General features: G+C 37.5%; 15 protein-coding genes and 2 pseudogenes. 13 read left to right on the top strand and 4 right to left on the bottom strand.

Features of this window, described 5'->3' with window-relative positions; translation table 11 throughout:
* Positions 1-89: 89 nt before the first annotated feature.
* The 4 genes from FTU40_RS10955 (at position 90) to FTU40_RS10970 (ending at position 8573) form a co-directional block, all read left to right on the top strand.
* Positions 90-2465: a GTPase gene (locus tag FTU40_RS10955; protein ID WP_168416354.1), complete on the top strand. Its 2376-nt coding sequence runs from the start codon at positions 90-92 to the stop codon at positions 2463-2465.
* On the top strand, positions 2466-4169 hold the full coding sequence (locus FTU40_RS10960) for a LeoA/HP0731 family dynamin-like GTPase (protein WP_168416355.1): 1704 nt from the start codon (positions 2466-2468) through the stop codon (positions 4167-4169). It begins immediately after the preceding gene.
* Positions 4170-5072: 903 nt separating this feature from the next.
* A complete protein-coding gene (locus FTU40_RS15325; RefSeq protein ID WP_180040876.1) occupies positions 5073-7277 on the top strand; it encodes an McrB family protein in 2205 nt (734 codons plus the stop codon).
* A 12-nt stretch (positions 7278-7289) separates the two neighbouring features.
* The gene (locus tag FTU40_RS10970) at positions 7290-8573 is read left to right on the top strand and encodes an McrC family protein (protein WP_180040853.1); all 1284 of its coding nucleotides are present in this window, start codon (positions 7290-7292) and stop codon (positions 8571-8573) included.
* 17 nt (positions 8574-8590) lie between these two features.
* On the opposite strand, the pseudogene FTU40_RS10975 reads toward FTU40_RS10970, so the two are convergent.
* Positions 8591-9502, bottom strand: a pseudogene (locus FTU40_RS10975) (IS481 family transposase); the annotation flags it as partial.
* A gap of 88 nt (positions 9503-9590) precedes the next feature.
* Between FTU40_RS10975 and istA the strand changes: the two are divergent.
* Entirely contained in the window at positions 9591-10610 is a 1020-nt protein-coding gene (gene istA, locus FTU40_RS10980) for an IS21-like element ISAba8 family transposase (RefSeq protein WP_180040855.1), read from the top strand.
* Positions 10610-11383, top strand: coding sequence for an IS21-like element ISAba8 family helper ATPase IstB (gene istB, locus FTU40_RS10985; RefSeq protein WP_180040858.1), 774 nt, complete (start codon positions 10610-10612; stop codon positions 11381-11383). The genes istA and istB overlap by 1 nt, the downstream gene beginning before the upstream one ends.
* A gap of 251 nt (positions 11384-11634) precedes the next feature.
* Here istB and FTU40_RS10990 read toward each other — a convergent pair whose 3' ends face one another.
* Positions 11635-12507, bottom strand: a complete 873-nt coding sequence (locus FTU40_RS10990; RefSeq protein WP_064095395.1) for a competence protein CoiA family protein — start codon at positions 12505-12507, stop codon at positions 11635-11637.
* 102 nt (positions 12508-12609) lie between these two features.
* Here FTU40_RS10990 and FTU40_RS10995 point away from each other — a divergent pair, with 102 nt between their 5' ends.
* The 3 genes and pseudogenes from FTU40_RS10995 to FTU40_RS15130 form a co-directional block, all read left to right on the top strand.
* Positions 12610-13590 (top strand): hypothetical protein, encoded by a 981-nt coding sequence (locus tag FTU40_RS10995; protein WP_168398405.1) that lies wholly within the window; start codon positions 12610-12612, stop codon positions 13588-13590.
* Between the two features lie 26 nt (positions 13591-13616).
* Positions 13617-14303, top strand: coding sequence for a metallophosphoesterase (locus FTU40_RS11000; protein ID WP_064095393.1), 687 nt, complete (start codon positions 13617-13619; stop codon positions 14301-14303).
* Between the two features lie 362 nt (positions 14304-14665).
* Positions 14666-14836 (top strand): annotated as a pseudogene (locus tag FTU40_RS15130) (IS5/IS1182 family transposase); the annotation flags it as partial.
* A gap of 233 nt (positions 14837-15069) precedes the next feature.
* Here FTU40_RS15130 and FTU40_RS11005 read toward each other — a convergent pair.
* Both FTU40_RS11005 and lipA read right to left on the bottom strand, forming a co-directional pair.
* Positions 15070-16161 carry a transcriptional regulator gene (locus FTU40_RS11005; RefSeq protein WP_075175507.1) on the bottom strand — a complete coding sequence of 364 codons (1092 nt, stop codon included), beginning with the start codon at positions 16159-16161 and terminating at the stop codon, positions 15070-15072.
* 259 nt (positions 16162-16420) lie between these two features.
* The gene (gene lipA / locus FTU40_RS11010) at positions 16421-17395 is read right to left on the bottom strand and encodes a lipoyl synthase (RefSeq protein WP_180040881.1); all 975 of its coding nucleotides are present in this window, start codon (positions 17393-17395) and stop codon (positions 16421-16423) included.
* Between the two features lie 342 nt (positions 17396-17737).
* On the opposite strand from lipA, the gene FTU40_RS11015 reads away from it, so the two are divergent.
* The 4 genes from FTU40_RS11015 to lpdA are packed head-to-tail and all read left to right on the top strand — an operon-like array spanning position 17738 to position 22684.
* A complete protein-coding gene (locus FTU40_RS11015) occupies positions 17738-18700 on the top strand; it encodes a thiamine pyrophosphate-dependent dehydrogenase E1 component subunit alpha (protein ID WP_180040860.1) in 963 nt (320 codons plus the stop codon).
* A gap of 15 nt (positions 18701-18715) precedes the next feature.
* Positions 18716-19735 (top strand): alpha-ketoacid dehydrogenase subunit beta, encoded by a 1020-nt coding sequence (locus FTU40_RS11020; protein ID WP_180040862.1) that lies wholly within the window; start codon positions 18716-18718, stop codon positions 19733-19735.
* Position 19736: 1 nt separating this feature from the next.
* A complete protein-coding gene (locus FTU40_RS11025) occupies positions 19737-21272 on the top strand; it encodes a 2-oxo acid dehydrogenase subunit E2 (protein ID WP_180040864.1) in 1536 nt (511 codons plus the stop codon).
* Between the two features lie 11 nt (positions 21273-21283).
* Positions 21284-22684 (top strand): dihydrolipoyl dehydrogenase, encoded by a 1401-nt coding sequence (gene lpdA, locus FTU40_RS11030; RefSeq protein WP_104500146.1) that lies wholly within the window; start codon positions 21284-21286, stop codon positions 22682-22684.
* Positions 22685-22686: the final 2 nt, after the last annotated feature.

Genomic DNA, 22686 nt, shown 5'->3' on the forward strand with positions numbered 1-22686 from the left:
TGAAACAGTTGTTGCAGTAGGAGTTACAGCCAATGACCAAGGGTCACTGGCTGATTTTTATAAAGTAAATTAAAAAAGAGGGGACCTTAGTGAATAGCCGTGTTGATTTACAGCATCCATCAGAAATATATGATGAGCTAAAAGAAAAAATATCCGATCTCATTACGAAAATTGTAAAGAATGAAGATGTTTTAAATAGCCAATTAGTGGGCGAAAAATTTAATGAATCTAAGCGAATTCTGCAATTTCAACAGAAAGAAATTGATAGAAAAATGGATGAGCTAAAACGCAATGCTGAATGGGATTATTTCACTATTGCATTTTTTGGTGAAACCAATGCAGGCAAATCGACTCTCATAGAAGTGCTACGTCTGTTGTTTGCCGAAAAAACTAAAAAAGAAATACAAGATAAATTCAAAGCACTTAAAGATGAATTTTCTTTAGATGAAGAAGCCTATGGCCAGTTAAAAAATACTGATAATGAAATTAGTCATAAAATTTTAGAAAATAATCAAAAATTAAAGGAAATAGATGAAACCTATACTCAAAAATTAGAAGATTATCAAAAAATACTGAATGCGCTTAAATATGAGCATGATGAGCAGATTAAAGATCAATCTTTGCTGAATGAACAAAAGCTTGAGGTTTTTAATACTCAAATTGTGTCTTTAAAAGAAACAGTTCAATACAAAAAACAGAATATGTCATGGTGGTTAAAAATTCTTTATATTTTTAAACGCCTAGAAGAAGAAAAGCAAATTGGTGCAATTGAACTAGAGCTAATTAAACAAAAAGCACAATTAGATTCTGAACTGAAATTATTGAAGCAAAAAATAGAAAAAGAATATGCTTTGAAACAATCACATCTTACTATGATACAAGATGAATATGATGCAACCAGAAAAACAACAAGCACAGTTTCTTTGCAGTTAGAAAGTGAAAAAAAATCGGTTGAACAGCAATTACAGCAATTTGAAAAAATGCTAGAGAAGCTAAGGGAGTTTGAAGACGGCCAAATTATGGGAGATGGTCGAAGTGACTTCACTCGAGAGAGTAAAGAATTTTTATTTGATATTAATGGCACACAGGTAAAATTAATTGATGTGCCTGGTATTGAGGGTGATGAAAAACTAGTTGAGAACGAAATTTCTAAAGCTGTAAAAAAAGCACATGCTGTTTTCTATGTTACTAGTAAAGATGCTGCGCCAAATGAAGGTACGCTTCAGAAGATTAAAGCTCATTTGGCAGATCAGACGGAAGTATGGACTGTTTACAATAAGCCTGTTACATCACCTAGATCGCTAAAAAATGGTTTGATTAGTAATGATGATGAGCGAGGAGCATTGAGTGATCTTAATAAACAGATGGAATCGGCATTAGATAAAAATTACAAAGATTATACTGTAGTAGCTGGGCTAGCTGGATTTTATGCTGTAGCGAATTGTTTGGTTCCATTTGGTGAAAAAAATCGCAATCAGCTAAAATTCCTAAATAATTCGGATCGAGAAGAGTTAAAGGAAAAGTCAGGTTTACGTGCTTTCCATGACCACTTAACTCAAAAAGTTGTTGGAGATGTCCCTTACAAAATTAAAGCAAGTAACTTTAATAAAGCAAATTATGTTCTGAAGCAAACTGTAGAAAAGTTAAATAATGTTCATAATGGCTTTACTGATTTAAAGTTGAATATTAATAAGCAAGTGGCAGTTACTAAACAAGAAATTGATAGTGACTACTTGGACTTAGTTCAAAGCCTAAAGACAATGATCGATAAAAATATTCAAGATTTTGAACGTGAAACACGTCAGGAAGTTTATCAGCGAATAGAAAGTAATATTAGTAATGATGATTTCAAAAGTATTTTAAAGCTAAAAATTGATGCGAACCTTGAAAGTGTAAGTAATGATTTGGTTGCAGGTTTTAAAAAAGAAACTTCACAGTTTGATGAAAATCTAAAGCAAAAAATACAGAAACTTTCATCACGTTTAGCAAGTATCCAAAATAATTTTAAATCACAAGATATTGCAGGGATAGAAAACAATGTTTCATTAAAATTTGATATTAACAGTGGCATCAACAAGATGGGACTTCTTGGGGTTGGTATTGGTGTTGGTGCAGCGATGTGGTGGAACCCTGTGGGTTGGGGAGCAATTGCACTAACTGCTGCAGGGTTATTATTTAGCTTTGCAAAAGCAATTTGGAGCTTTTTCGATTCAGACTTTAAAAAATCTGAGCAAAAGAAAAGCGTTGATAAAAATTTATCAAACATTGTAAAAGAGCTGAAAAAAGTTGCCAAAGAAAACTTGAGTGGTGTGGAAGAAAAAATTGAGCCATCTTTATTGGATTTGAAGAAAAAGTTGAATGAGCCAAGTGATCAAATTACAGGGCTTGTAGAAGATATTCATCAATCAATCAAAATGTTTAATACGTTGTCAAATAATATTAGTAGTACTTACGGGGTAAAATAAATGTCTGAAACTTTAAAAAATCATCAGGAAAATCAGGCTAAAGTAATCAATTTATTAAGTAAATTAGAAGGCTTTATTACTCAAGGACAAGAATTTGGTTTAGAAGTATCTAAGGATATTAAAGCTAAGTTGCAGAACTCATTAAATATCTTGCAAGGTGATAAACTTAAAATTGCACTGATAGGTGGATTCTCGGAAGGAAAAACCTCAATTGCTGCGGCATGGCTAGGTAAAATAGATCCAGCAACGATGAACATTAGTGCTTCTGAATCATCAAATGCCGTTAAAATTTATGATATTGATGAAGAGTATCAGCTTATTGATACACCAGGATTATACGGTTACAAAGAGCAAGTGAATACAGATGCTCAAGAGATCGAAAAATATAAAGACATCACTAAAAAATATGTCAGTGAAGCGCATATTGTTCTTTATGTTATGAACTCTAAAAATCCGATCAAAGAAAGTCATATAGAAGATTTGAAATGGTTGTTTAAAGATTTAAACCTGCTACCAAGAACAGTATTTGTTCTTAGTCGTTTTGATGAGGTAGCAGATGTCGAAGATGAATTAGACTACCAAGATAAATTTAAGATTAAAGAGCAAAATGTTAAAGAAAGATTAAGTTCAATCTTGGATCTTACTCCACAAGACACCAACAATTTACAAGTAGTCGCAGTTTCAGCAAATCCATTTGATGAAGGTGTTGACTACTGGATGGAAAATCGAGCTGAATTTGAACAATTGTCGCATATCAAACTTTTGCAAAATGCGACAAGCGAAATTGTGAAAAAAAGTGGTGGTTATACTGGATTAATTGAAGAAACAAGAAAGTCCATCATTAGTGATATTTTGATTAAAAAAATACCTGAAATTGAAGAACAACAATCACTCCTATCAAAGGAAATGGAAAAACTTAATCAAATTTATGAAATTGAAACTGGCGCACTGAATGTAATTTCAAAAAAGATTGCAAATGCAAAAACAAATCTAAGATCAAGTTTTAATGGATATTTTCAAGATTTGGTAATGCAAGTTCAGGGCACTAGTCTTGAGACGATTGGTGAGTTTCTAGTACGAGAGATAGGCAATGAGGGTTCTGTTATCTCGAGTAAAATTAACGAGTATTTTCAAAATGAAACAAATCAAATCAATATTGCATTAAATACACAAGCGATTAATTTTAATGCAGAAATTGAGAATATCGATACTGCTGTTGGGTCTCTAACGAAGAAAGGACTTAATCATTTAGCTAAAAATATTAAGTTAGATAATAATACTATTTTAGCTGCACGAAATGGTTTAGTCGCTACTGGTAAGTTAATGGGATTAAATCTTAAAGATGCGTTGAAATTTAATCCTTGGGGAGCCGTGAAGTTTGCAAATAATATCAATAAAGCATTACCTCTGATTGGTATAGCGGTTGACGCTTGGGACAGTTGGAATCAAGCGAAGAAATTAGAAGCCTTCCAAATTGCAAAAAAGGATTTAGTTGAAACCCTACAAAGCCAGCAAAAAAGCATTCTAGAGCTAATTGACAAAGAAGAGTTTATCGAAAAATTCTTCCCTATTTATAAAGAACTTCAGTCAAAAATTGAGGAAATAAAGCTCATGCATACTGATCACGAATCAAAGACAAAGTCTTTCGCCTCGTGGAGAAAAGAGGGGATGGTGATTGAAGGAGAGTTTAGAAGTTTGAACTAAGCCTATTAAATAAGAAAAGAGAGGGAACTCTCTTTTCTTATTTATATAGTTGGTCGCCATACGGATAGCATTGGATATACGGTGTTCAAGAAACAGATCACTAGTTTAATGATCTAACAGAGTTATGCCCTTGTATTTGGGATAAATAAATAAGGCAAGGTTGAGTTTGGTAATCGCTTAGCCAAGTGAATAGTGATTTATAAAAGTAGTCTATTAAGAATTTTGGAATAAAACGTGTCAGCAGAGCAACTAAAGAATTGGGATGAATTTCTACAAAAATGGCCACTCAGCCGTGTAAAGGCCATGGTATTGAAGGAATATAGTGAGGTTGGTAACAAAGACACGTTTACCTATTGGTTAGAACATACTACCCGTCCCATTGCGGATATTCGAGGTGGAACTGCAAGTAAATTTGGAATTTTTCATCGACGTGCAAGTGATGTTAAAGACAATGCTCGTGGTCGTATATACGAAGGTGAATATTCTTGGTACGAAAGATTTGGTAAGACCAAGGAAGAAGCTTTTACTCGAGTTCATCAATATATTATTCAAATTATTGAGGCAATCCAACGTAGTGATTTAGAGTCCATTGAAGCAATTCCAATCAGCGACATGTTTAAATGGAAGATTGCGTTTCTATATCAAGACAGAAATAAACCTCGCATTATTGCAATTTTTTGGAAAGTAATGTTGGATTTTCTAACGCAAGATAAGAAAATGAATTATGTTCAAGCATATGAAAAATTGCTGCTCAATAAAGGTGATCTTTCTTTATTTGATTATAATGGCCAGTTATTGAAAAAATACTTCGATGCACATCCAAAGACCATACATTTGACACCAAGCAAAGCAAACGAAATATTAAGTCAGAAGTATCCGGACAGCTATATCAGTCGTGAAAAAATGACTGTAGTCACAAATGATATAGGTAGAGAAATTGCACTTGTCTTGACTGGATCAAAAGTGTCTTTGTTTATTGAAATTGATCCTGAAAATAATGCAAGGTTCGATTTTAAATTTAAGTCTACGAAAGATGTACCAAATGGTAAATATACTGAGCAAGATGGTCGCCACAGTGGTTTAAAATCACAAAGTAAAAATCTGTGGTTGGGTAATCCAATTTATTATATTGAAATTGATACTGCTGAAGCATTAGAAAAGTTTTGTGATTGGTATGAGCAAGGTGATAATCAGCCCACGGCGCTTGAAAAAAAGGTAAAGCGTTTTTTAGAGATTTGGCCAATTGATCGTCTCAAGAATTTAACTCTTGAGGACTATCATCAAGCTAAAAATAAAGATTGTTTTATCGCTCAGATTGATAGTTTTGACCCAACTCAGGGTGAGCCTACTTTTGCTAACTATTTTGATATTTGGGAGCCTATTAATTTAGGTAAGGATGATAAATATTATAATGAAAAGCCGTATTCATGGCATAAACGACTAGGGGATAATGCAGAGTTAGCATTTGAAACGCTCAAACAAGAAATACTCAATATTGTAGATGCCGTTCAGCGCCGTGACTTAAAATCAATAGATGCAATTCAGTTCCCTAAACGACTGAAATGGATGATTGCATTTTTATACCAAGATTTTAATGATCCTTTGGTTATTCCTATCGTGACTAAGGTAAATACCAAACGAATTGGTTATGAACACTTATATCCAAAATTACCACTTCCTGAGTTTTTGCCAGTTTTATTGAAAGATCGTGGTGAACAAGCATTTTTCCCATATGTGGAAAAACTTTTTGCAATGGTTAGAAAAGGCTATTTGGATAACAAACAAAAGAAACAGCAAACTAAAGAATTAATGGATGAAGTCATGAATCAACAACCTTTAAACCGCATTTTATTTGGTGCAGCAGGGACAGGTAAAACCTTTCACAGTATTAACCATGCTTTATCCATTCTTGAAAACAAACCTCTCGAAGTTTTAGAACAAGAAGATCGCACGGCGCTAAAAGTACGCTTTGATCAATACAAAGAGCAAGGTCAGATCAAGTTTGTGACTTTTCATCAAAGCTTTAGTTATGAAGACTTTGTTGAAGGGATTAGGGCTGAAACAAATGATGTAGGAAAGTTAACCTATGATGTTAAGCCCGGTGTTTTTAAAGAGATTTGTGATATTGCCTTTAATCAAAATTTGCCTCATTCAAATATTGATGAGGTGATCACCAATTTTTGCAATGAAATAGCTGAACAGCCTTTGCAACTGAAAACTAAAACTGGTTTAACATATCAAATTACATATGAGGGTGGAAAAACCCTAAAATGTTTTTTGTTAGAGTCAGTAAATAAAGGTACTTATAGTTTAAGCTTAGATACAATCAAAAAATTATTAAATGGTGTCAGACTTGAAACTTATGGAATGCCTAGTTATATAAAACCAATTGTAAGTTTGCTATCTGATAAAATTAAATTTTCAGAAGAAAAACAAGATATAGAGCACAACCCCTACATATTGATCATCGATGAAATCAACCGAGGGAATATTTCCCGTATCTTTGGGGAACTAATTACCTTGATTGAAGACACAAAACGTCAAGGTGCTGAAGAAGCGTTATCGGTAACGTTGCCCTACTCAAAAGAAGAATTCTCTGTTCCAAGTAATGTCTACATTATTGGCACAATGAACTCGTCAGACCGCTCTTTAACAGGATTAGACATTGCCTTGCGCCGTCGGTTTACCTTTATTGAAATGCCCCCAAAGCCAGAGTTATTAAATGAAATTGAGGTGAAAGGGGTGAATATTGGTGAGCTGTTAAAAGTCATTAATCAACGTATTGAAGTGCTTTTAGACCGTGATCATTGTATTGGTCATGCCAACTTTATGAATTTGAAGAAACAGCCAACACTTGAGAATTTAACATTAATCTTCAAACAAAAAATAATACCTCAACTTCAGGAGTACTTCTTTGATGATTGGTCAAAAATCAATATGGTGTTAAATGCCAATGGCATGTTGAAGCCTAAAGCTATTGAGCGTTCGGTATTATTTCCAAATGTAGAGAGTGATTCAGATGCCTTCTTTGAAGAACAAAAAACGTGGCAATTAAACGATACTGCATTTGATTCAATCGCTAGCTTTATCAAAATCATCAAGCATTAATCGGGGATTTATATGCCTGATTTTACCGTCCGAGAATATGCCTTCATTAGCGTTGCTTATGAAGGTTGTCCTACGTCTAGTCTAGACCATGCTTATATTCCCGAAAAAGCATTTGAACATCTGTGTGATCTCTCAGCTTCTTTCTCCAAGCATGGTGCAAAAGTATTTGAACTTGCAGGGCGTAGAAAGCTAAAGCTGGATCAATATGTGGGTGTCATTGAAACGCCGTGTGGAACACGTATAGAAATTCTGCCAAAGCATGTAGAGCTGAGTGGTACAGATGATCAAGCGGTTATTTTAGCAGAGCGTAAACTCCTGCAAAAAATGCTGAGTGTCTCTTTGCACTTACCATATAGAGAAGCAGGGAGTGCCAGTCTAAATCGTTTTAAACAACCCTTACATGAATGGATTATCACTCAATTCCTTGCATCATTTGAGCGTTTGGTACAACGAGGACTACGTTTTGACTACAACCGTGTGCAAGAAGAACAAAAGTTTCTACGTGGGCAATTACAGCATGTGAAATACATGCGTCATCCACCTGCTAAGAAGCATATATTTCCGATTGAACATGACGTTTATGAAGTCAATCGTCCTGAGAACCGTCTGATTCGTACAGCATTGGAAGTCGTGTGTAAAAAGACCAAAGATGCCAACAATTGGAAACTTGCCCAAGAACTACGGTTGATGACCGCTGAAATACCGCCAAGTCAAAAGATTCAGCAGGATTTTAGACAATGGCAGTCAGGGCGTTTACTTGCGCTATATAGTGAAATCAAACCTTGGACGGAATTGATTTTAGGTGAGTATATGCCTGTATCTACACAAGGTGAATGGCGAGGTATGAGCTTACTTTTTCCAATGGAAAAGCTGTTTGAATACTTTGTGGCATATCATTTGCGCCGTGGGATGCCTGAATATCAGGTCAAAACACAGCATGCGACGGAACATATTTGTGAGCATCAACAGAATAAGATCTTTAAGTTGAAGCCCGATATTTTTATTGATCGTTCACAAGCGAATGCAAAAAATATTGTAATGGATACCAAGTGGAAACTGATAGATCAGAATGACCGTGGTGGACGGTATGGCTTAAAAGACAGTGATATTCAGCAGATGTTTGCTTACAGTCATTATTACCTGAAACATGAGAGTGAAGTGATTCTGGTATATCCGTATCGAGCAGGGAAGTTTGATCAGCCTTTGGATGATTTTGGTTTTAGGCATACACATGGTGCAAAGTTAAAAGTAGTGCCTTTTAACTTAGATGAACCACAAAATTTTAAGATTATTTAACATTTTATATGTGTGATTCATAGAGATCGTTTCAATTTAGCGATCTCTAAATCCATCTTGTAATTGGCGTGTTGAATCCGTTCATTTGATGGGTTGTATTGCTTCTGGACCTCATCAGAGAAAGGGGTTTCTTCACATAATTCAAAGTACCTTTCCATCGGTGTTTTACCTTTCAAAGCTGAATGTGGTCTCATCCAGTTATAGTAATGCTGCCATTCGGCTAGCTTGTCTTGGATATCTTCAGAATTAATATCGACAGTAGCGTAGAACTCAGATTTATCAGTCTTTTGAGAACGCTCTACCTTGCCATTCAAATGAGGTGAACCTGGTTTATTTGGCCTAAATTTGATTCCATGCTGCATCAATTTTTTCTGTACTTTTTCAGCAAAGAATTCTCGCCCTCGATCGGTCTGTATTCGCTGTATGGGAAAAGGCATTTCTTCAATTACGCAGTCTAAAAAGTCGAGAGTATTCGCTGCTGTTCGGCGTTTATATATCCTTAAAACGCGATATTGTGTGCAGTCATCGATAGATGTGTATTGATATATTCCAGGACCCAATTTACAGGTATCCATTTGAATTCTATCGCCTGGTAATGGGCGTTCATAACGAATGAAATCTACTTTACGACGGAATTTTTTAATCGGTTTGACTTGATGGGTGGATAGTACTTTATGGATAGTCGCTAAGGACAACGAGACTCCGTGTAGCCTCATCAATTCTGTTTGCAAACGTCGAGCACCAAGATTTCTAGCCGAGCGCATTTCTAATATTAAAGCTTCTAGCTCAGCATTGATTTTAGTATTTGGCGATTTTAAGGGACGTTTACTCTGACTACTTAATCCATCAATACCTTGTTCAGAATATCGTTTCCACCACTTGCGTAACGTTGGTCTAGAAATGCCACATCTCCGACAAACTAGGCCAGCATGTTAGCGGCAGTGTAAAAATGACCCCCTAATGGCATTTAAAACAGACCCCCTTGGTTAATATAGCGGTCATTTTGGACTGCTCAATATGTTAACTTTGGAGCAAGCAGTGACAATCCAAATACTTCATCAACAAGGTAAATCTATTAAAGCCATTAGTCGTGAACTGGGGGTGTCCAGAAATACCGTACGTAAATATTTACGGCAAAACACCACACCTCAGTATCAGCGTATACAGCCTAGAATAAGTATCCTTGACCCATATAAACCCTATTTACTCCAACGTGTAAACGCAGCTCATCCTGAATGGATTCCTGCTGTTGTGCTCTACCAGGAAATTTTAGGGTTGGGATATCCAGGAAAGATCAGGATCTTGAGGGAATATCTTGCAACATTAAAACCAGTTGCTCAACCGGAACCGATCATTCGTTTTGAAACCCAACCTGGCCAACAAATGCAAGTGGATTTCACCACGATTCGACGTAACAACACGACTTTAAAAGCTTTTGTCGCAACATTAGGGTATTCCAGAGCGACTTTCGTGAAATTTTATGATCATGAACGTACGGATGCATGGATCGATGGTCTGGAAAATGCATTTCAGTTCTTTGCAGGAGTACCTCAGGAAATCCTGTTTGATAACGCTAAAACGATCATGATTGAACGGGATGCCTATCAGGAGGGGCAGCATAAATGGAATCCCAAACTGCTCGACTGCGCCAAGAAATACAACTTTCGTCCTCGCGTATGTAAGCCCTACCGTGCACAGACCAAAGGCAAAGTTGAACGCTTTAATAGATACCTCAAATCAAGCTTTATTGTGCCATTGAAAGCAAGCCTGAAGACTTCGGGTTTACTGTTAGATGTTGATGTCGCCAATGCCCACATTGGCCGGTGGCTGCATGAAACCGCCAATCAGCGGATTCATGCCACCACGCAAGAAAAACCGGCTGTTCGACTGCAACAAGAGCAGCAAAAATTTACGCCATTACCGCAATCAGATACGGGTTCTAGCACTGTACCTGTTGCAGCAGCACAGCATGTCATGCCCTACGAGAGTTTGCAGCATCCCTTATCGGTATATGACCAGTTGCTGGGAGTTTCCTGATGAATCTGCAATACGAACGTATAGAGCAGCTTTGCCAAAAACTCAATCTGCCTACCATCGCATCACAATGGTCACATCATGCACAACAAACATTAGGTCAGGATGGAAGTTATGCCGACTTTGTTGAAGCGATCTTGACGCATGAATATGCTGCCAGGCAACAGCGCAGTCAGCAGGTACTGATGAAACTCTCAGGCCTGCCTCAAGTCAAAACCCTGGAAGACTATGATTTTAATTATGCCCTAGGGGCCCCTAAATCACAGGTGATTGAACTGTTCAATCTGAGCTTTATTGCTAGAGCAGAAAATGTGGTGTTTCTGGGGGCTAGCGGAGTAGGAAAAACGCATTTATCTATGGCATTAGGCTATAAGGCCATCATGAACAACATTAAGATCAAGTTCATTACCGCAGCGGATTTAATGCTGCAACTCAGTACAGCCTATCAGCAAGGTAAATTGAAAACCTATATGCAACGGGTGATACTCGCCCCAAAATTACTGATTATCGATGAAATTGGTTATTTGCCCTTTGGACGTGAAGAAGCGAATCTGTTCTTTAATGTGATTGCCAAGCGTTATGAAAAAGGCAGTACGATATTGACGAGTAACTTACCCTTTAGCCAATGGTCTAAGTCATTTGCGGATGATGTTACGTTGACCGCTGCGATGTTAGATCGGTTGCTGCATCACTGTCATGTGGTACAAATATCGGGTGAGAGTTATCGTTTGAAGGATAAAAAAAGAATTGGGATTCAGCCCCAGGTTGAAACTTAATACGAGATCAAAGGGGTCAATTTTACTTTGCCATTTGTAAGGTAAAAGGGGTCAATTTTAGAATGCCGTTGACAAGCATCATTGGTCTCTTCAAATAATTTAACCCATACGAGTCTTTGTTGAATTTCTCTGTTCATAGAATATTGAAATGATGTCTATGAATCACACATTTTATATGACTGAATAATCACTTTCTGTACTTTACACCACAACCTAGCCAAGTTGGTGATGAGAGGGGGGAATAGTCCCCCTTACTCATTTAGTTCTTTGAGTCGATCTAAAACAACCTCAGAAAATGGTAGCCAATAGTTCCATGATTTGTATTTAGGGTTGAATGAACCACGACCTTCACGTTTCCATTCTTTGAGCATTGAAATAATCTCAGGATTATAAGTGCTATTGACTGAAATCATACCGCTATCAAATTTTCGAACATTGACAAATATACCTTTGATTGTGAATTTGTAGTCCTGCCATTTTGGAGGTGCCTGTACGATTTCAGATTTTTCTAGACTTATGTTTGAATTGTCTGTTGGTACGTTATCTGGAATATCTTCAATATTTTGAGTTAATGGGAATGGATAAACCCATTTTCTATTGTTCAAGTTTTCGAGAATCTCTTTTTTTGCTTCAGGGCTAGGAATCGAAATATTACTTTTAACAAGTGATGAAAGATCAATTTCGATACATTTTGATTTAAAAACCTCGATGCGATTGAATTTTTCAGCGTCAATAAAATGAGTAACCGCAATTTCAATTAAAATAGGTTCTCCATCAAAATATCCAACTAAATCTGGGCGTATTAAACCGAGAGAAAACTCGGGTAATAATTTTTCAAATGTCCACCATGCTGCTTCATTATCAGAATTAGGTAAAGCAGGAAGCATGAGGCCCATAGATTCAAGAATGACTTCTTTGGCATATTTATGTAGAACAGATTCTGGATTAATCGTACAGCTTTCTTTATTACTTGCATGTGCAAAGTGATGTTCTTTTATTTCACCTTTACGTGCAATAACAGTTTCACCACATTCAAAGCAGGTACATTGGCAAGCAAGTCCACGCTCAACATCTTTGATATCGACCAATTTTTTATTTTCGTCCAAAGCAATATACATAGTCATGATTAAAATCCTTTAGGAAGTTGATTTACTCTCTCACTATGCTTGTGATCTAATTGACCTAACACCGTATAAAGGGGAAATACGGGTAAAGTGGGGGTTTAAGTGTTTGAATTAAAATTAAAAGTTTTTAATGCGTTATTTGAGATTTTAAAAGAGGACTTGGCTCAGAATAGAGCTTATGATTGTTTAAAGGTAATTTGTAGCGCTTCAATAAATGCACTAGAAGATCAAATTGAAGAACAAATTGTTTATTCCAGATATCAATTAAAGGCCATAGTTGATGGAAAACTATCTGCTGATAGAATGGATTCAAAAGATCTCGGAAAGTGGATTACTGATAAAAAACTAAATGAATATCTGGATCGTGTTATACAAAAACATAGTAAAAGATTTTTAGAGATTGGATATGTTCCAGTTATAAAAACCAATGAGACTGTTGGTGGTAAAGGAAATGAACGTCTATTTTGGTTGGATATTAAACAAAAAGAAAATAATGTTATTGAAAATGATTTAGATGAAGGGGAGGAATTGGTTATTTATGACCGAGTTGATCCAGCCGAAATAAAAATATCTTGGTTTTATAAGTTGATTTTTAGAGATGGAGAAATAAAAAATAAAAGTATAAGAGGGCTAGTTATGCTGGCAGTTATTTTTGGAAGTTTTATTGGATGGGCATTATATATTTGTACATTCTCATTAGTTTTAGTGCGTGCTGGGCAAAATTTCACTTCATTTGATCTTTTTTTAATTTTCTGTTTAATTGGATTTTCTTACCTATCACTCAAATATTGGTTCATTCCTATTTGGAATTTACCCGAGCATCGTGTGATTAAGGCCCCTATGACATTCATTGCATTACATGAAGATCATGCCGATATTGAAATGTATCGAGATAAAGATCGTAATCAACTTACACGGATAACACGATTTAAAGGCGTTTGTCCGGTATGTTCAGCAGATGTTGTTCTTAGAGAGGGACGACCAGATCAGAAAGTACCACTTGTTGGAAGATGTGTGGAAAGCCCATTTGCACATGTATATAGTTTTGACCGTGTTATTATGAAGGGTAAAAAGTTATCATAGTAGCTAAAGATATTTTTTATTAAGTTATGGCAGATCATCTTATTTCGTATTTAAAGGTCGATTCACACAAAAAATTATTTGTGGTAGGTGATCTACATGGTTGCTATGGGCTTTTACTTGAAGAACTTAAAAAAATTAATTTTAATTTTGCAAGTGATTTATTGATATGTACAGGGGATCTGATTGATCGAGGTAATGAAAATCTTGAATGCATTTCTTTACTAAACCAACCATGGTTCCGTACTGTACGTGGAAATCATGAAGAGATGTGCATCAAAGGACAATATGACACCAATATTAGAGATATACATATACGCAATGGAGGGGAATGGTTTTACGGGTTGCCTCAACAAAAACAACTAGAAATTAGTAATAAATTTATGGAATTGCCCGTAGTCATAGAAATTGAATTGGAAGGCAAAAAGATTGGTATTGTTCATGCTGACATTGATATCCAAGACTGGAATATCTTTAAGCAAGACATATTTAAAGGTGACTATAAAATTCCAGGGATCACATCATCCTATTCAAATGCACTCTGGGGTAGGGGACGAATACGTAATTACTCAAACCATTATGATATTGTTGAAAACATCAATGAAATCTATTTAGGTCATACGATCGTAAAAGAATATACTAAAATTGATAATTGCCATTATATTGATGTCGGATCATCTTTCACTTCTAAGCTTTGTATTATAAAAGTTCAATAAAGATTTGCTTTGGAGTGGGGGAGTAAAGTGATGTTAAAAAGTTTAATTGATCAAAAAAACAACATTTGAATCGTGTATCCTGACTTGTATCCTAAATTTTTATATTAATAATTAATCCATTAAAAACAATAGGGTAGGTTAATGTTTTCGTCCGTCTGGGCCCACCATATAAAACAACCACTTACGTGCACTAATCGTAAGTGGTTTTTTTGTTTTTAGATTCTAGTAAGCAAATAGTAAGCGGAATGAATCAACATTATTTTCCATTGGCTTTGATAAACAAACGATTTAAAAATAGAGTTTTCTGTAGGTACTCATCAAATTAAAGTGACAATGTGGTGGGTATAGGGCGGCCTAATATGGGCTATCACCGTCGTAGTTTGGTGGTAACCCAAATGCCATGTATCAAATTATTAGGAGATAAGCTGACGGCAAGACATTTTTAAAGTCAGATCAATGAAATTCACACGCGTGTAGTAGTTCTGAATAGATTTACGGAATTGGGTAGACCTCACACCCAAGTTATCACTTAAATTTGAATGAATTGGGGAAAACTCAGCTTTTGAATGTCTATGCAACACAGCAGCTTGAATTAGTTTTATCGTGAGTGGTGGAACAAAACTATCAAATGGCTTTGTTGCATAAAGATTTCATAACTATATGATTTTAAAAGTTTTTATTATTTTTATGATCCAAAATTAAATTTATTTAAATCAGATGCTTACATATTTATGCAACATAGCCGAGTTGAAGCAACAGATCAAATCTAAATCAGATTTGAAAAATAATTACGGTGGATACTGTCCTGTGGTAATAACTCTAATAAACGCTGTACCGCATCAATTCGGTCATGTGTTTGTCCAATAATTCTTAATAATTGATCGATATCCTTTATTTGATAGATCAACTGGCTCAAACGGGCATCAAAACAATGTCTCCAAGTGCTGAGTAAAGGGCTTTCTGATTTAGAGAGAAAGCTACCTTTATATAGTGAGAATGTACTGGAAATAAGATTTGCATTTAATGATTGTTCAGCACGTAAAAAATCACATTGGACTTCACAACTAAGCCTATAAATGCGAGCCTCAATTGAATGAGGTAATAGGCTACGAAGTTGTGAAAGCTCAGCCTTTAGGGTTTTTAGGCTGACACTACGCTCACCATAAAGGGCATAGTGTAACTCTTCTAAGCCAATTCCATGGGGATGCAAAGCTAAAATGCAAAGTATTTCAATTTGACGGTGACTCAAGTTTAAATTTTGCCCATTAAATTGAACCCAAGGCGAACCTAGCGCTTTAATGTATAAAAAATTTTTCTGTTCAAATTTTATGGCACGCTGTATTAAGTCTGCACAGCGTTCCACAGCAAGAATGCCTAGAGGGGTATGTTTTTTATATTTTGTGGAAAGATTGATAATGCCATGAAATTGACCTGAAGTCGGATCCCAGATAGGTGCTGCATAACAGACCCAATCACGAACGCTGTCCATTTGGTTTTCATGAGAATAGACGCAACTTGATATTTGGCCGTTTAACGCCATACCAATCGCATTGGTTCCAACTGCCTGTGTAGACCAATGTCCGCCCTCAATAAAATGAACTTGTTCAGCAGAAGAAAGCATCGCTGAACTACTCCATGTCCACAAGAGAGTCCCGTGATGATCTGTAAGACCAATTGCCATATCTGAATCATTTGCTATTTTGAGTAAATCTGCATAATTATGCTGAATAGAACGGCGGAATAAAGACGTTTGATCTTCTTGAGGCAATGCTAAAACAGGGGCAGCATGCACAGTAGTTTGATTAATTAAATGGGTTGTTTGCAGCTTTTTTGCAGGTGGTGTATTGAACAGGTTCATATCATATTCCTTTATGATGAGACTGTAATATTTTTAAACTTTAGAAATGAGTTTCCAAATTTATAGTCATTTACGTCATTTCTTCTTGCTTCGATTTTAAATGCTTTTATCTTTGCTTGGTTAAATTAGATCTTTTGGCTTTACCAGTCCTTGAGCTACTTTAAAAGTGTTCTTATAAGGTGAAAATGACTATTTACATCTGAAATGTTAATAAACGTAACTGTCATATTTATCAATGAAGCATGTAAATAATGAAAAGTCATTCACGTATATATGGGGCAGGTACAGACTCGCCATAATACTGACGGTCAGCAAAATAACTTGATCTCACTAATGGCGCACTCCAAATATTTTTAAACGCTAAGCGCTCTCCATGTGTTTGATAATGCTTAAACTCTTGCAACGTAACAAAACGATGAATTGGCGCATGTGATTTGGATGGCTGTAGGTATTGGCCGATTGTGACATAATCAATTTGATAATCTTTCAAATCATTTAATAACGCAATAACCTCAGCTTCAATCTCTCCCAAACCCACCATCAAACCACATTTCGTTGGGATATCAGGGCAGTAGTGTTTAAATTTCTTGAGTAAATCCAATGAATGCTGATAGTTAGAGCCTGGTCGCATGGCTTTATACAGACGTGGCACGGTTTCAATATTATGATTAAAAACATCAGGTGGGTTTTGGCTCAGAATCTTCAGGGCAATATCTGCACGACCACGAAAATCAGGAACCAAAATTTCTATCAGAGTCTCTGGACTGGTTTGACGAATTTCTCGAATGCAATCTGCAAAATGCTGTGCACCACCATCTTTTAAGTCGTCTCGATCAACAGAAGTAATCACGACATACTTTAAGTTTAGATTCTTGACTGTTTCAGCCAGATGCTTTGGCTCATTAGTATCTAGGATATTAGGACGACCATGTGCGACATCACAGAATGGGCAGCGTCGAGTACAAATATCTCCCATGATCATAAACGTTGCAGTTCCACCGCTAAAGCATTGAGGCAAATTAGGGCAGGCCGCTTCTTCACAAACCGTATGTAGTTCCTGTTGTCGTAATAAATCCTTAATGATTTGGACTTCCACGGGTTGACTAATTTTAGTCCGAATCCATTCTGGCTTTTTCGGTGTCGTTTCCGTTGGAACAACTTTAATCGGAATACGCGCCATTTTCTCAGCGCCACGTAGCTTCTTTCCAGTTAATACTGTGTTATTTAAATCCATTTCAAACACTCCGTTGTTTAAAATAATTAACATATACCCTGATATTAAATAAACTGCTTTAAATGCATTAATAATATTAAAACAGGGCAAAAAACTTATCATATAAAACAAAGGTTGGTTAAAGGTTTGTTTTTGTATGTGATTGAACTGTTGTAAAATTTTACAAAAATTTTTAATTTTATAACCTTCTGTTTTTAATATTTATTTCATCTTTTTATGCATTATATTTTTTTAGTCTAATATGAAATTAAGTAAAAATATTCTTATATAAATATACGATTTAAAAATCCAATTATTCAATTTTGGATTTTCTTTTAAGCGTAGTTAATAAGGAATAAATATATGCAATTAACGGAAGAGCAATTGCTAGCAGCATACAAAAGAATGCGCGACATTCGTGAATTTGAGGATCGACTTCACGATGAAAACAATACAGGTGATATCCCAGGTTTCATCCATCTTTATAGCGGTGAGGAAGCTGTTGCAGTAGGGATTTGTGAAAATTTAACAGATAAGGACTTCATTACATCAACACATCGTGGTCACGGACATTGTATTGCTAAGGGCTGTGACATTCACGCCATGATGTTAGAAATTTTTGGCAAAGATGATGGTTTGTGTCGTGGTAAAGGCGGCTCAATGCACATTGCGGATTTAGATAAAGGCATGCTCGGTGCAAACGGTATTGTAGGTGGTGGTCCACCTTTGGCTATTGGGGCAGCTTTAAGTGCTAAAACACTCAAAAATGGTGGGATTGGTCTATCTTTTACTGGTGATGGCGGTTCAAATCAGGGCTTAACTTTTGAAGCCATTAATATGGCTGTTGTGTTAAAGCTTCCTGTCATTTTTGTTTTTGAAAATAACGGTTTTGGTGAAGGTACTGCACATGATTATGCCGTAGGCAGTAAAGATATTGCAGGCCGAGCAGCAGGTTTTGGCTTACCCGCTGAAAAAGTAGATGGAACAGACTTTTTTGCTGTGTATGAAGTTGCACAAAAAGCCATTGAACGTGCCCACCGTGGTGAAGGCCCGAGTGTGATTGAAACGGTAACTAACCGATTTTATGGACATTTTGAAGGTGATCCAGGGCTTATCCGTTCTAAAGAAGAACTGGATTATGTCAAAGAACATAAAGATCCATTGAAAATATTCCGCGAAAAAGTCAAAGACAAAATTGACGAAGCCAAACTCGATGCGATTGACGCCCAGTCTAAAGCCAATGTAGACGATGCCGTTGCAAAAGCACGCGCAGCTAAGTACCCAGAAGTCTCTCAGTTACTTACTGATGTTTACGTCTCTTACTAAAGGAATAGTAGAAAAATGCCAAATAAAAGTTATCGAAACGCGATTAAAGAAGCAATTGAATTAGAAATGCGCCGAGACCCAAGTGTCATTGTGGTCGGTGAAGATGTTCGTGGTGGGCATGGTGGCAAAAATACCGATGATAATAAACTGGAAGGTTTTGGCGGTGTACTTGGTGTAACCAAAGGCTTATGGACTGAATTTGGTTCTGAACGAGTCATTGATACGCCAATTACAGAATCAGCGATTATTGGTATGGCGGCAGGGGCTGCTGCAACGGGTTTAAGACCTGTGGCAGATTTAATGTTTATGGATTTTTACGGCGTGTGTTATGACATGCTGTATAACCAAGCAGCTAAATTTCGCTACATGTTTGGCGGCAAAGCCAAAGCGCCACTCGTTGTACGTGGCATGATTGGTGCAGGTTTTTCCGCAGCAGCGCAGCATTCTCAGTCGCCATATAACGTGTTTGCCTCAGTGCCTGGTTTAAAAGTGGTGGTGCCTTCAAGTGCCTATGATGTAAAAGGGTTGTTGATTCAAGCCATTCGAGATGACGACCCAGTAGTCTTTTGTGAACACAAGTTGTTGTACGACATTAAGGGCGAAGTGCCAGATGAGTCCTACGCTATTCCTTTTGGTGTCGCAAATTACACCCGTGAAGGCACAGATATCACCATTATAGCCTTAAGTTTGATGGTGCATCGTGCCAATGAAGTCGCTGATAAGCTCGCAAAAGAAGGCATTTCGGTTGAAGTGGTTGACCCTAGAACCATTTCACCATTAGACGAAGATGGCATTTTAGAGTCAGTAGCTTCAACAGGTCGTGTGGTGATTGTAGATGAATCAGCAGCACGTTGTGGTTTCGGACATGATGTGGCTGCGCTTATTGCCCAGAAAGGCTTTCATTATCTTAAAGCACCAATCGAATTAGTCACTCCACCACACTCACCCGTACCATTTTCACCAGTACTAGAAAAAGAATGGCTACCTAGTGTAGAACGCATTGAACAGGCTGTACGCAAGACGTTGGAGGCTTAGGATGAGCGAAATTAAAACTTTAGAAATCCCAAAATGGGGTTTGTCCATGGAAGAGGGTACGATTGCCCAATGGCTGATTGAGGAAGGTACCCAATTTAGTAAAGGACAGGAAATTTGTGAAATTGAAACCACAAAAATCGTCAATGTATTGGAGGCACCTTTTGATGGCCTGCTACGAAAAATTATTGCTAACGATGGTGACACACTGGTCGTAGGTGGAATCATTGCAATTTGTGCAGACGCTCAAGTTTCCGATGCAGAAGTTGAAGCATTTGCACAGTCTTTAGGTGGAACACCTGCTGTAACTGAAAATAAAGCGGTAGCAGCGGTTCCTGAAAAAGTCGATGTGGCTCAAGTTGAAACCAAAGTACAAGCTGCTCCTAAACAGAACAGTGTTGGTAATGGATCAAAAGCGGTGACTCAGGGCGGATATTCTATTCCTGATGAGTTACAAGGCTACCAACAAAGCGATGATATTTTTGCAACGCCACATGCCTTGAAATTGGCTGAAAAGCATAATGTAAACTTGGCTCAGATTACGGGTTCTGGACGTGAAGGCCGTATCATTGTTCAAGATATTCAGGCCGCAGTTCAAGCTGCTGGTGGTTCTTGGCCAGATGTACGTCATCAAGCCAGCACGAAAGCCGCGAAATCTAAAGCAGATGATAGTGATGTTCTAGCGACACCTGTTGCCCGCCGTTTGGCAAGACAATGGGGCATTAATTTGCATGATTGTCGTGCATCGGGTTCACGTGGACGAGTCTGTAAGGAAGATGTTGAAGCTGTATATCAACGTGAAAACCCTGTACAAGCTCAACATGCTGATCATGCGCATCCAGCAGAGTCCGCAAAATTCACTACTGTAGCTATGAATGGTATGCGTAAAGCAATCGCTGCACGGCTACAAGCGGCAAAACGCAATGCACCACATTTTCGCTTAACGATAGACTTAAATGTTGAGTCGGTTCAGGTTTTGCGTCAGCAAATTAACAGTACTGTACCGCAAGTCAAACTGTCCATTAACGATATGCTGATTAAAGCTGCTGCTGCTGCACTGATTAAAGTTCCACAAGTTAATGTTCAGTTTGATGAAGAGAATCAGCAGATTTTACAGTTTGAACAGGCTGATATTTCGGTTGCTGTAGCCATCGAAAATGGACTGATCACGCCAATTATTAAAGCAGCGAACCGTAAATCTTTGGCGCAAATTTCCAATGATATGCGTGATCTGGCGACACGTGCCAAAACTGGAAAATTGGCACCTGATGAGTTTCAAGGGGGCAGTTTCAGTATTTCCAATTTAGGCATGCTTGGTATTCAACAGTTTGATGCCATTATTAACCCGCCTCAAGGTGCAATTCTAGCCTTAGGTGCAGCAGAGAAACGTGCTGTCGTTGAAAATGATGAGATTGTTGTTCGTGAAATGGTGACCGCAACATTGTCTTGTGATCATCGTGTCATTGATGGTGCGTTGGGTGCTCAATTCTTATCGGCATTTAAGCAGTTTGTCGAAAATCCTGCATTAATTTTGGTGTAGGAGGAATAGTCATGTCAGATACACAATTTGATCTTGTGGTTATTGGTGCTGGTCCTGGAGGATATGTCGCTGCGATTCGCGCAGCGCAACTGGGATTAAAAACGGCAATCGTTGAAAAACAACACTTAGGCGGAGTATGTCTTAATTGGGGATGCATTCCAACCAAGGCATTATTGAGCGGGGCTGTGCTTGCGCAGCAGTTCAAACATGCAGGGCAGTTTGGCTTTACGCTTAACGCGATTGATTTTGATATTCAAAAACTGGTCCATCATAGCAGACAGGTTTCTGAGCAACTGGTGCAAGGTATCGGTCAACTATTGAAAAAAAATCAAATCACTGTTTTTAACGCAGCAGCCCAGTTTATTGCCAAAGAGCAATTAGAGCTTACAGATGCGAATGGTCAAAAACAGCAGATTTCTGCACCGCATATTATTGTCGCAACAGGCGCACGTGCGGCCAATTTGCCTCATATTCCTGTAGATGGCCATCAGGTCTGGAGTTATAAAGAGGCTTTAGTTCCAGAACAATTACCAAAATCTTTACTAGTCATTGGTTCGGGTGCTATAGGCAGTGAGTTTGCAAGCCTATACCAAGACTTAGGCTGCCAAGTCACCTTGGTTGATATTGCAAAGCAGATTCTTCCTAGCGAAGACATTGAGGTTGCGAAGTATGTACAAAAGCAATTTGAACAGCAGGGTATGCAGGTTTTAACCGAAGCGATTGTAAAAAAAATAGAAACTGATCAGGCTCAAGTACATTGTCATATTGAAACTGCCACAGGTGTACAAATCATTACTGTTGAAAAGGTGCTTTCAGCTATTGGCGTGAAACCAAATGCTGAAAATCTTGGCCTAGAAGCTTTGGGAATTGAATTTGAGAATGGTTTTATTAAAGTCGACTCATGGTGTAAAACCAATGTAGTGGGCATTTATGCAATTGGTGATGTCGCAGGCGCACCGTGTTTGGCACACAAAGCCAGTCATGAAGCCATTCTTTGTGTGGAGAAAATTGCAGGCCTAAGTCATGTACATGCTTTAGATCGTACACAAATTCCGGGCTGTATTTTTACCCATCCGCAAGTGGCCAGTATTGGTTTGACAGAACAGAAAGCGAAAGCTGCGGGCTTGAATATCAATGTGGGTAAGTTTCCTTTGCAAGCCAATGGTAAGGCATTGGCTTTGGGCGATAGCGCAGGATTTGTTAAAACCATTTTTAGTCAGGAAACAGGTGAATTGTTGGGTGCTCACATGGTTGGGCATGAAGTCACCGAACACATCCAAGGTTTTGCGATCGCAAAATATCTAGAAGCAACCGATGAAAGCTTAGCACAGGTCATTTTCCCTCATCCTACTTTATCTGAGGCGATGCATGAGTCGGTCTTGTCTGCGATGCAACGTGCAATTCATATCTAAGG

The sequence above is a fragment of the Acinetobacter sp. YH12100 genome, from assembly GCF_013419135.1.
Lineage (GTDB): Bacteria > Pseudomonadota > Gammaproteobacteria > Pseudomonadales > Moraxellaceae > Acinetobacter > Acinetobacter pseudolwoffii.

Bases quoted from the DNA above. Each gene is read 5' to 3' on its own strand.
- FTU40_RS10960 (WP_168416355.1), top strand. From the start codon at position 2,466: ATGTCTGAAACTTTAAAAAATCATCAGGAAAATCAGGCTAAAGTAATC.
- FTU40_RS15325 (WP_180040876.1), top strand. From the start codon at position 5,073: ATGACTGTAGTCACAAATGATATAGGTAGAGAAATTGCACTTGTCTTG.
- FTU40_RS10970 (WP_180040853.1), top strand. From the start codon at position 7,290: ATGCCTGATTTTACCGTCCGAGAATATGCCTTCATTAGCGTTGCTTAT.
- istA (WP_180040855.1), top strand. From the start codon at position 9,591: ATGTTAACTTTGGAGCAAGCAGTGACAATCCAAATACTTCATCAACAA.
- istB (WP_180040858.1), top strand. From the start codon at position 10,610: ATGAATCTGCAATACGAACGTATAGAGCAGCTTTGCCAAAAACTCAAT.
- FTU40_RS10990 (WP_064095395.1), bottom strand. From the start codon at position 12,507: ATGACTATGTATATTGCTTTGGACGAAAATAAAAAATTGGTCGATATC.
- FTU40_RS11000 (WP_064095393.1), top strand. From the start codon at position 13,617: ATGGCAGATCATCTTATTTCGTATTTAAAGGTCGATTCACACAAAAAA.
- FTU40_RS11005 (WP_075175507.1), bottom strand. From the start codon at position 16,161: ATGAACCTGTTCAATACACCACCTGCAAAAAAGCTGCAAACAACCCAT.
- lipA (WP_180040881.1), bottom strand. From the start codon at position 17,395: ATGGATTTAAATAACACAGTATTAACTGGAAAGAAGCTACGTGGCGCT.
- FTU40_RS11015 (WP_180040860.1), top strand. From the start codon at position 17,738: ATGCAATTAACGGAAGAGCAATTGCTAGCAGCATACAAAAGAATGCGC.
- FTU40_RS11020 (WP_180040862.1), top strand. From the start codon at position 18,716: ATGCCAAATAAAAGTTATCGAAACGCGATTAAAGAAGCAATTGAATTA.
- FTU40_RS11025 (WP_180040864.1), top strand. From the start codon at position 19,737: ATGAGCGAAATTAAAACTTTAGAAATCCCAAAATGGGGTTTGTCCATG.
- lpdA (WP_104500146.1), top strand. From the start codon at position 21,284: ATGTCAGATACACAATTTGATCTTGTGGTTATTGGTGCTGGTCCTGGA.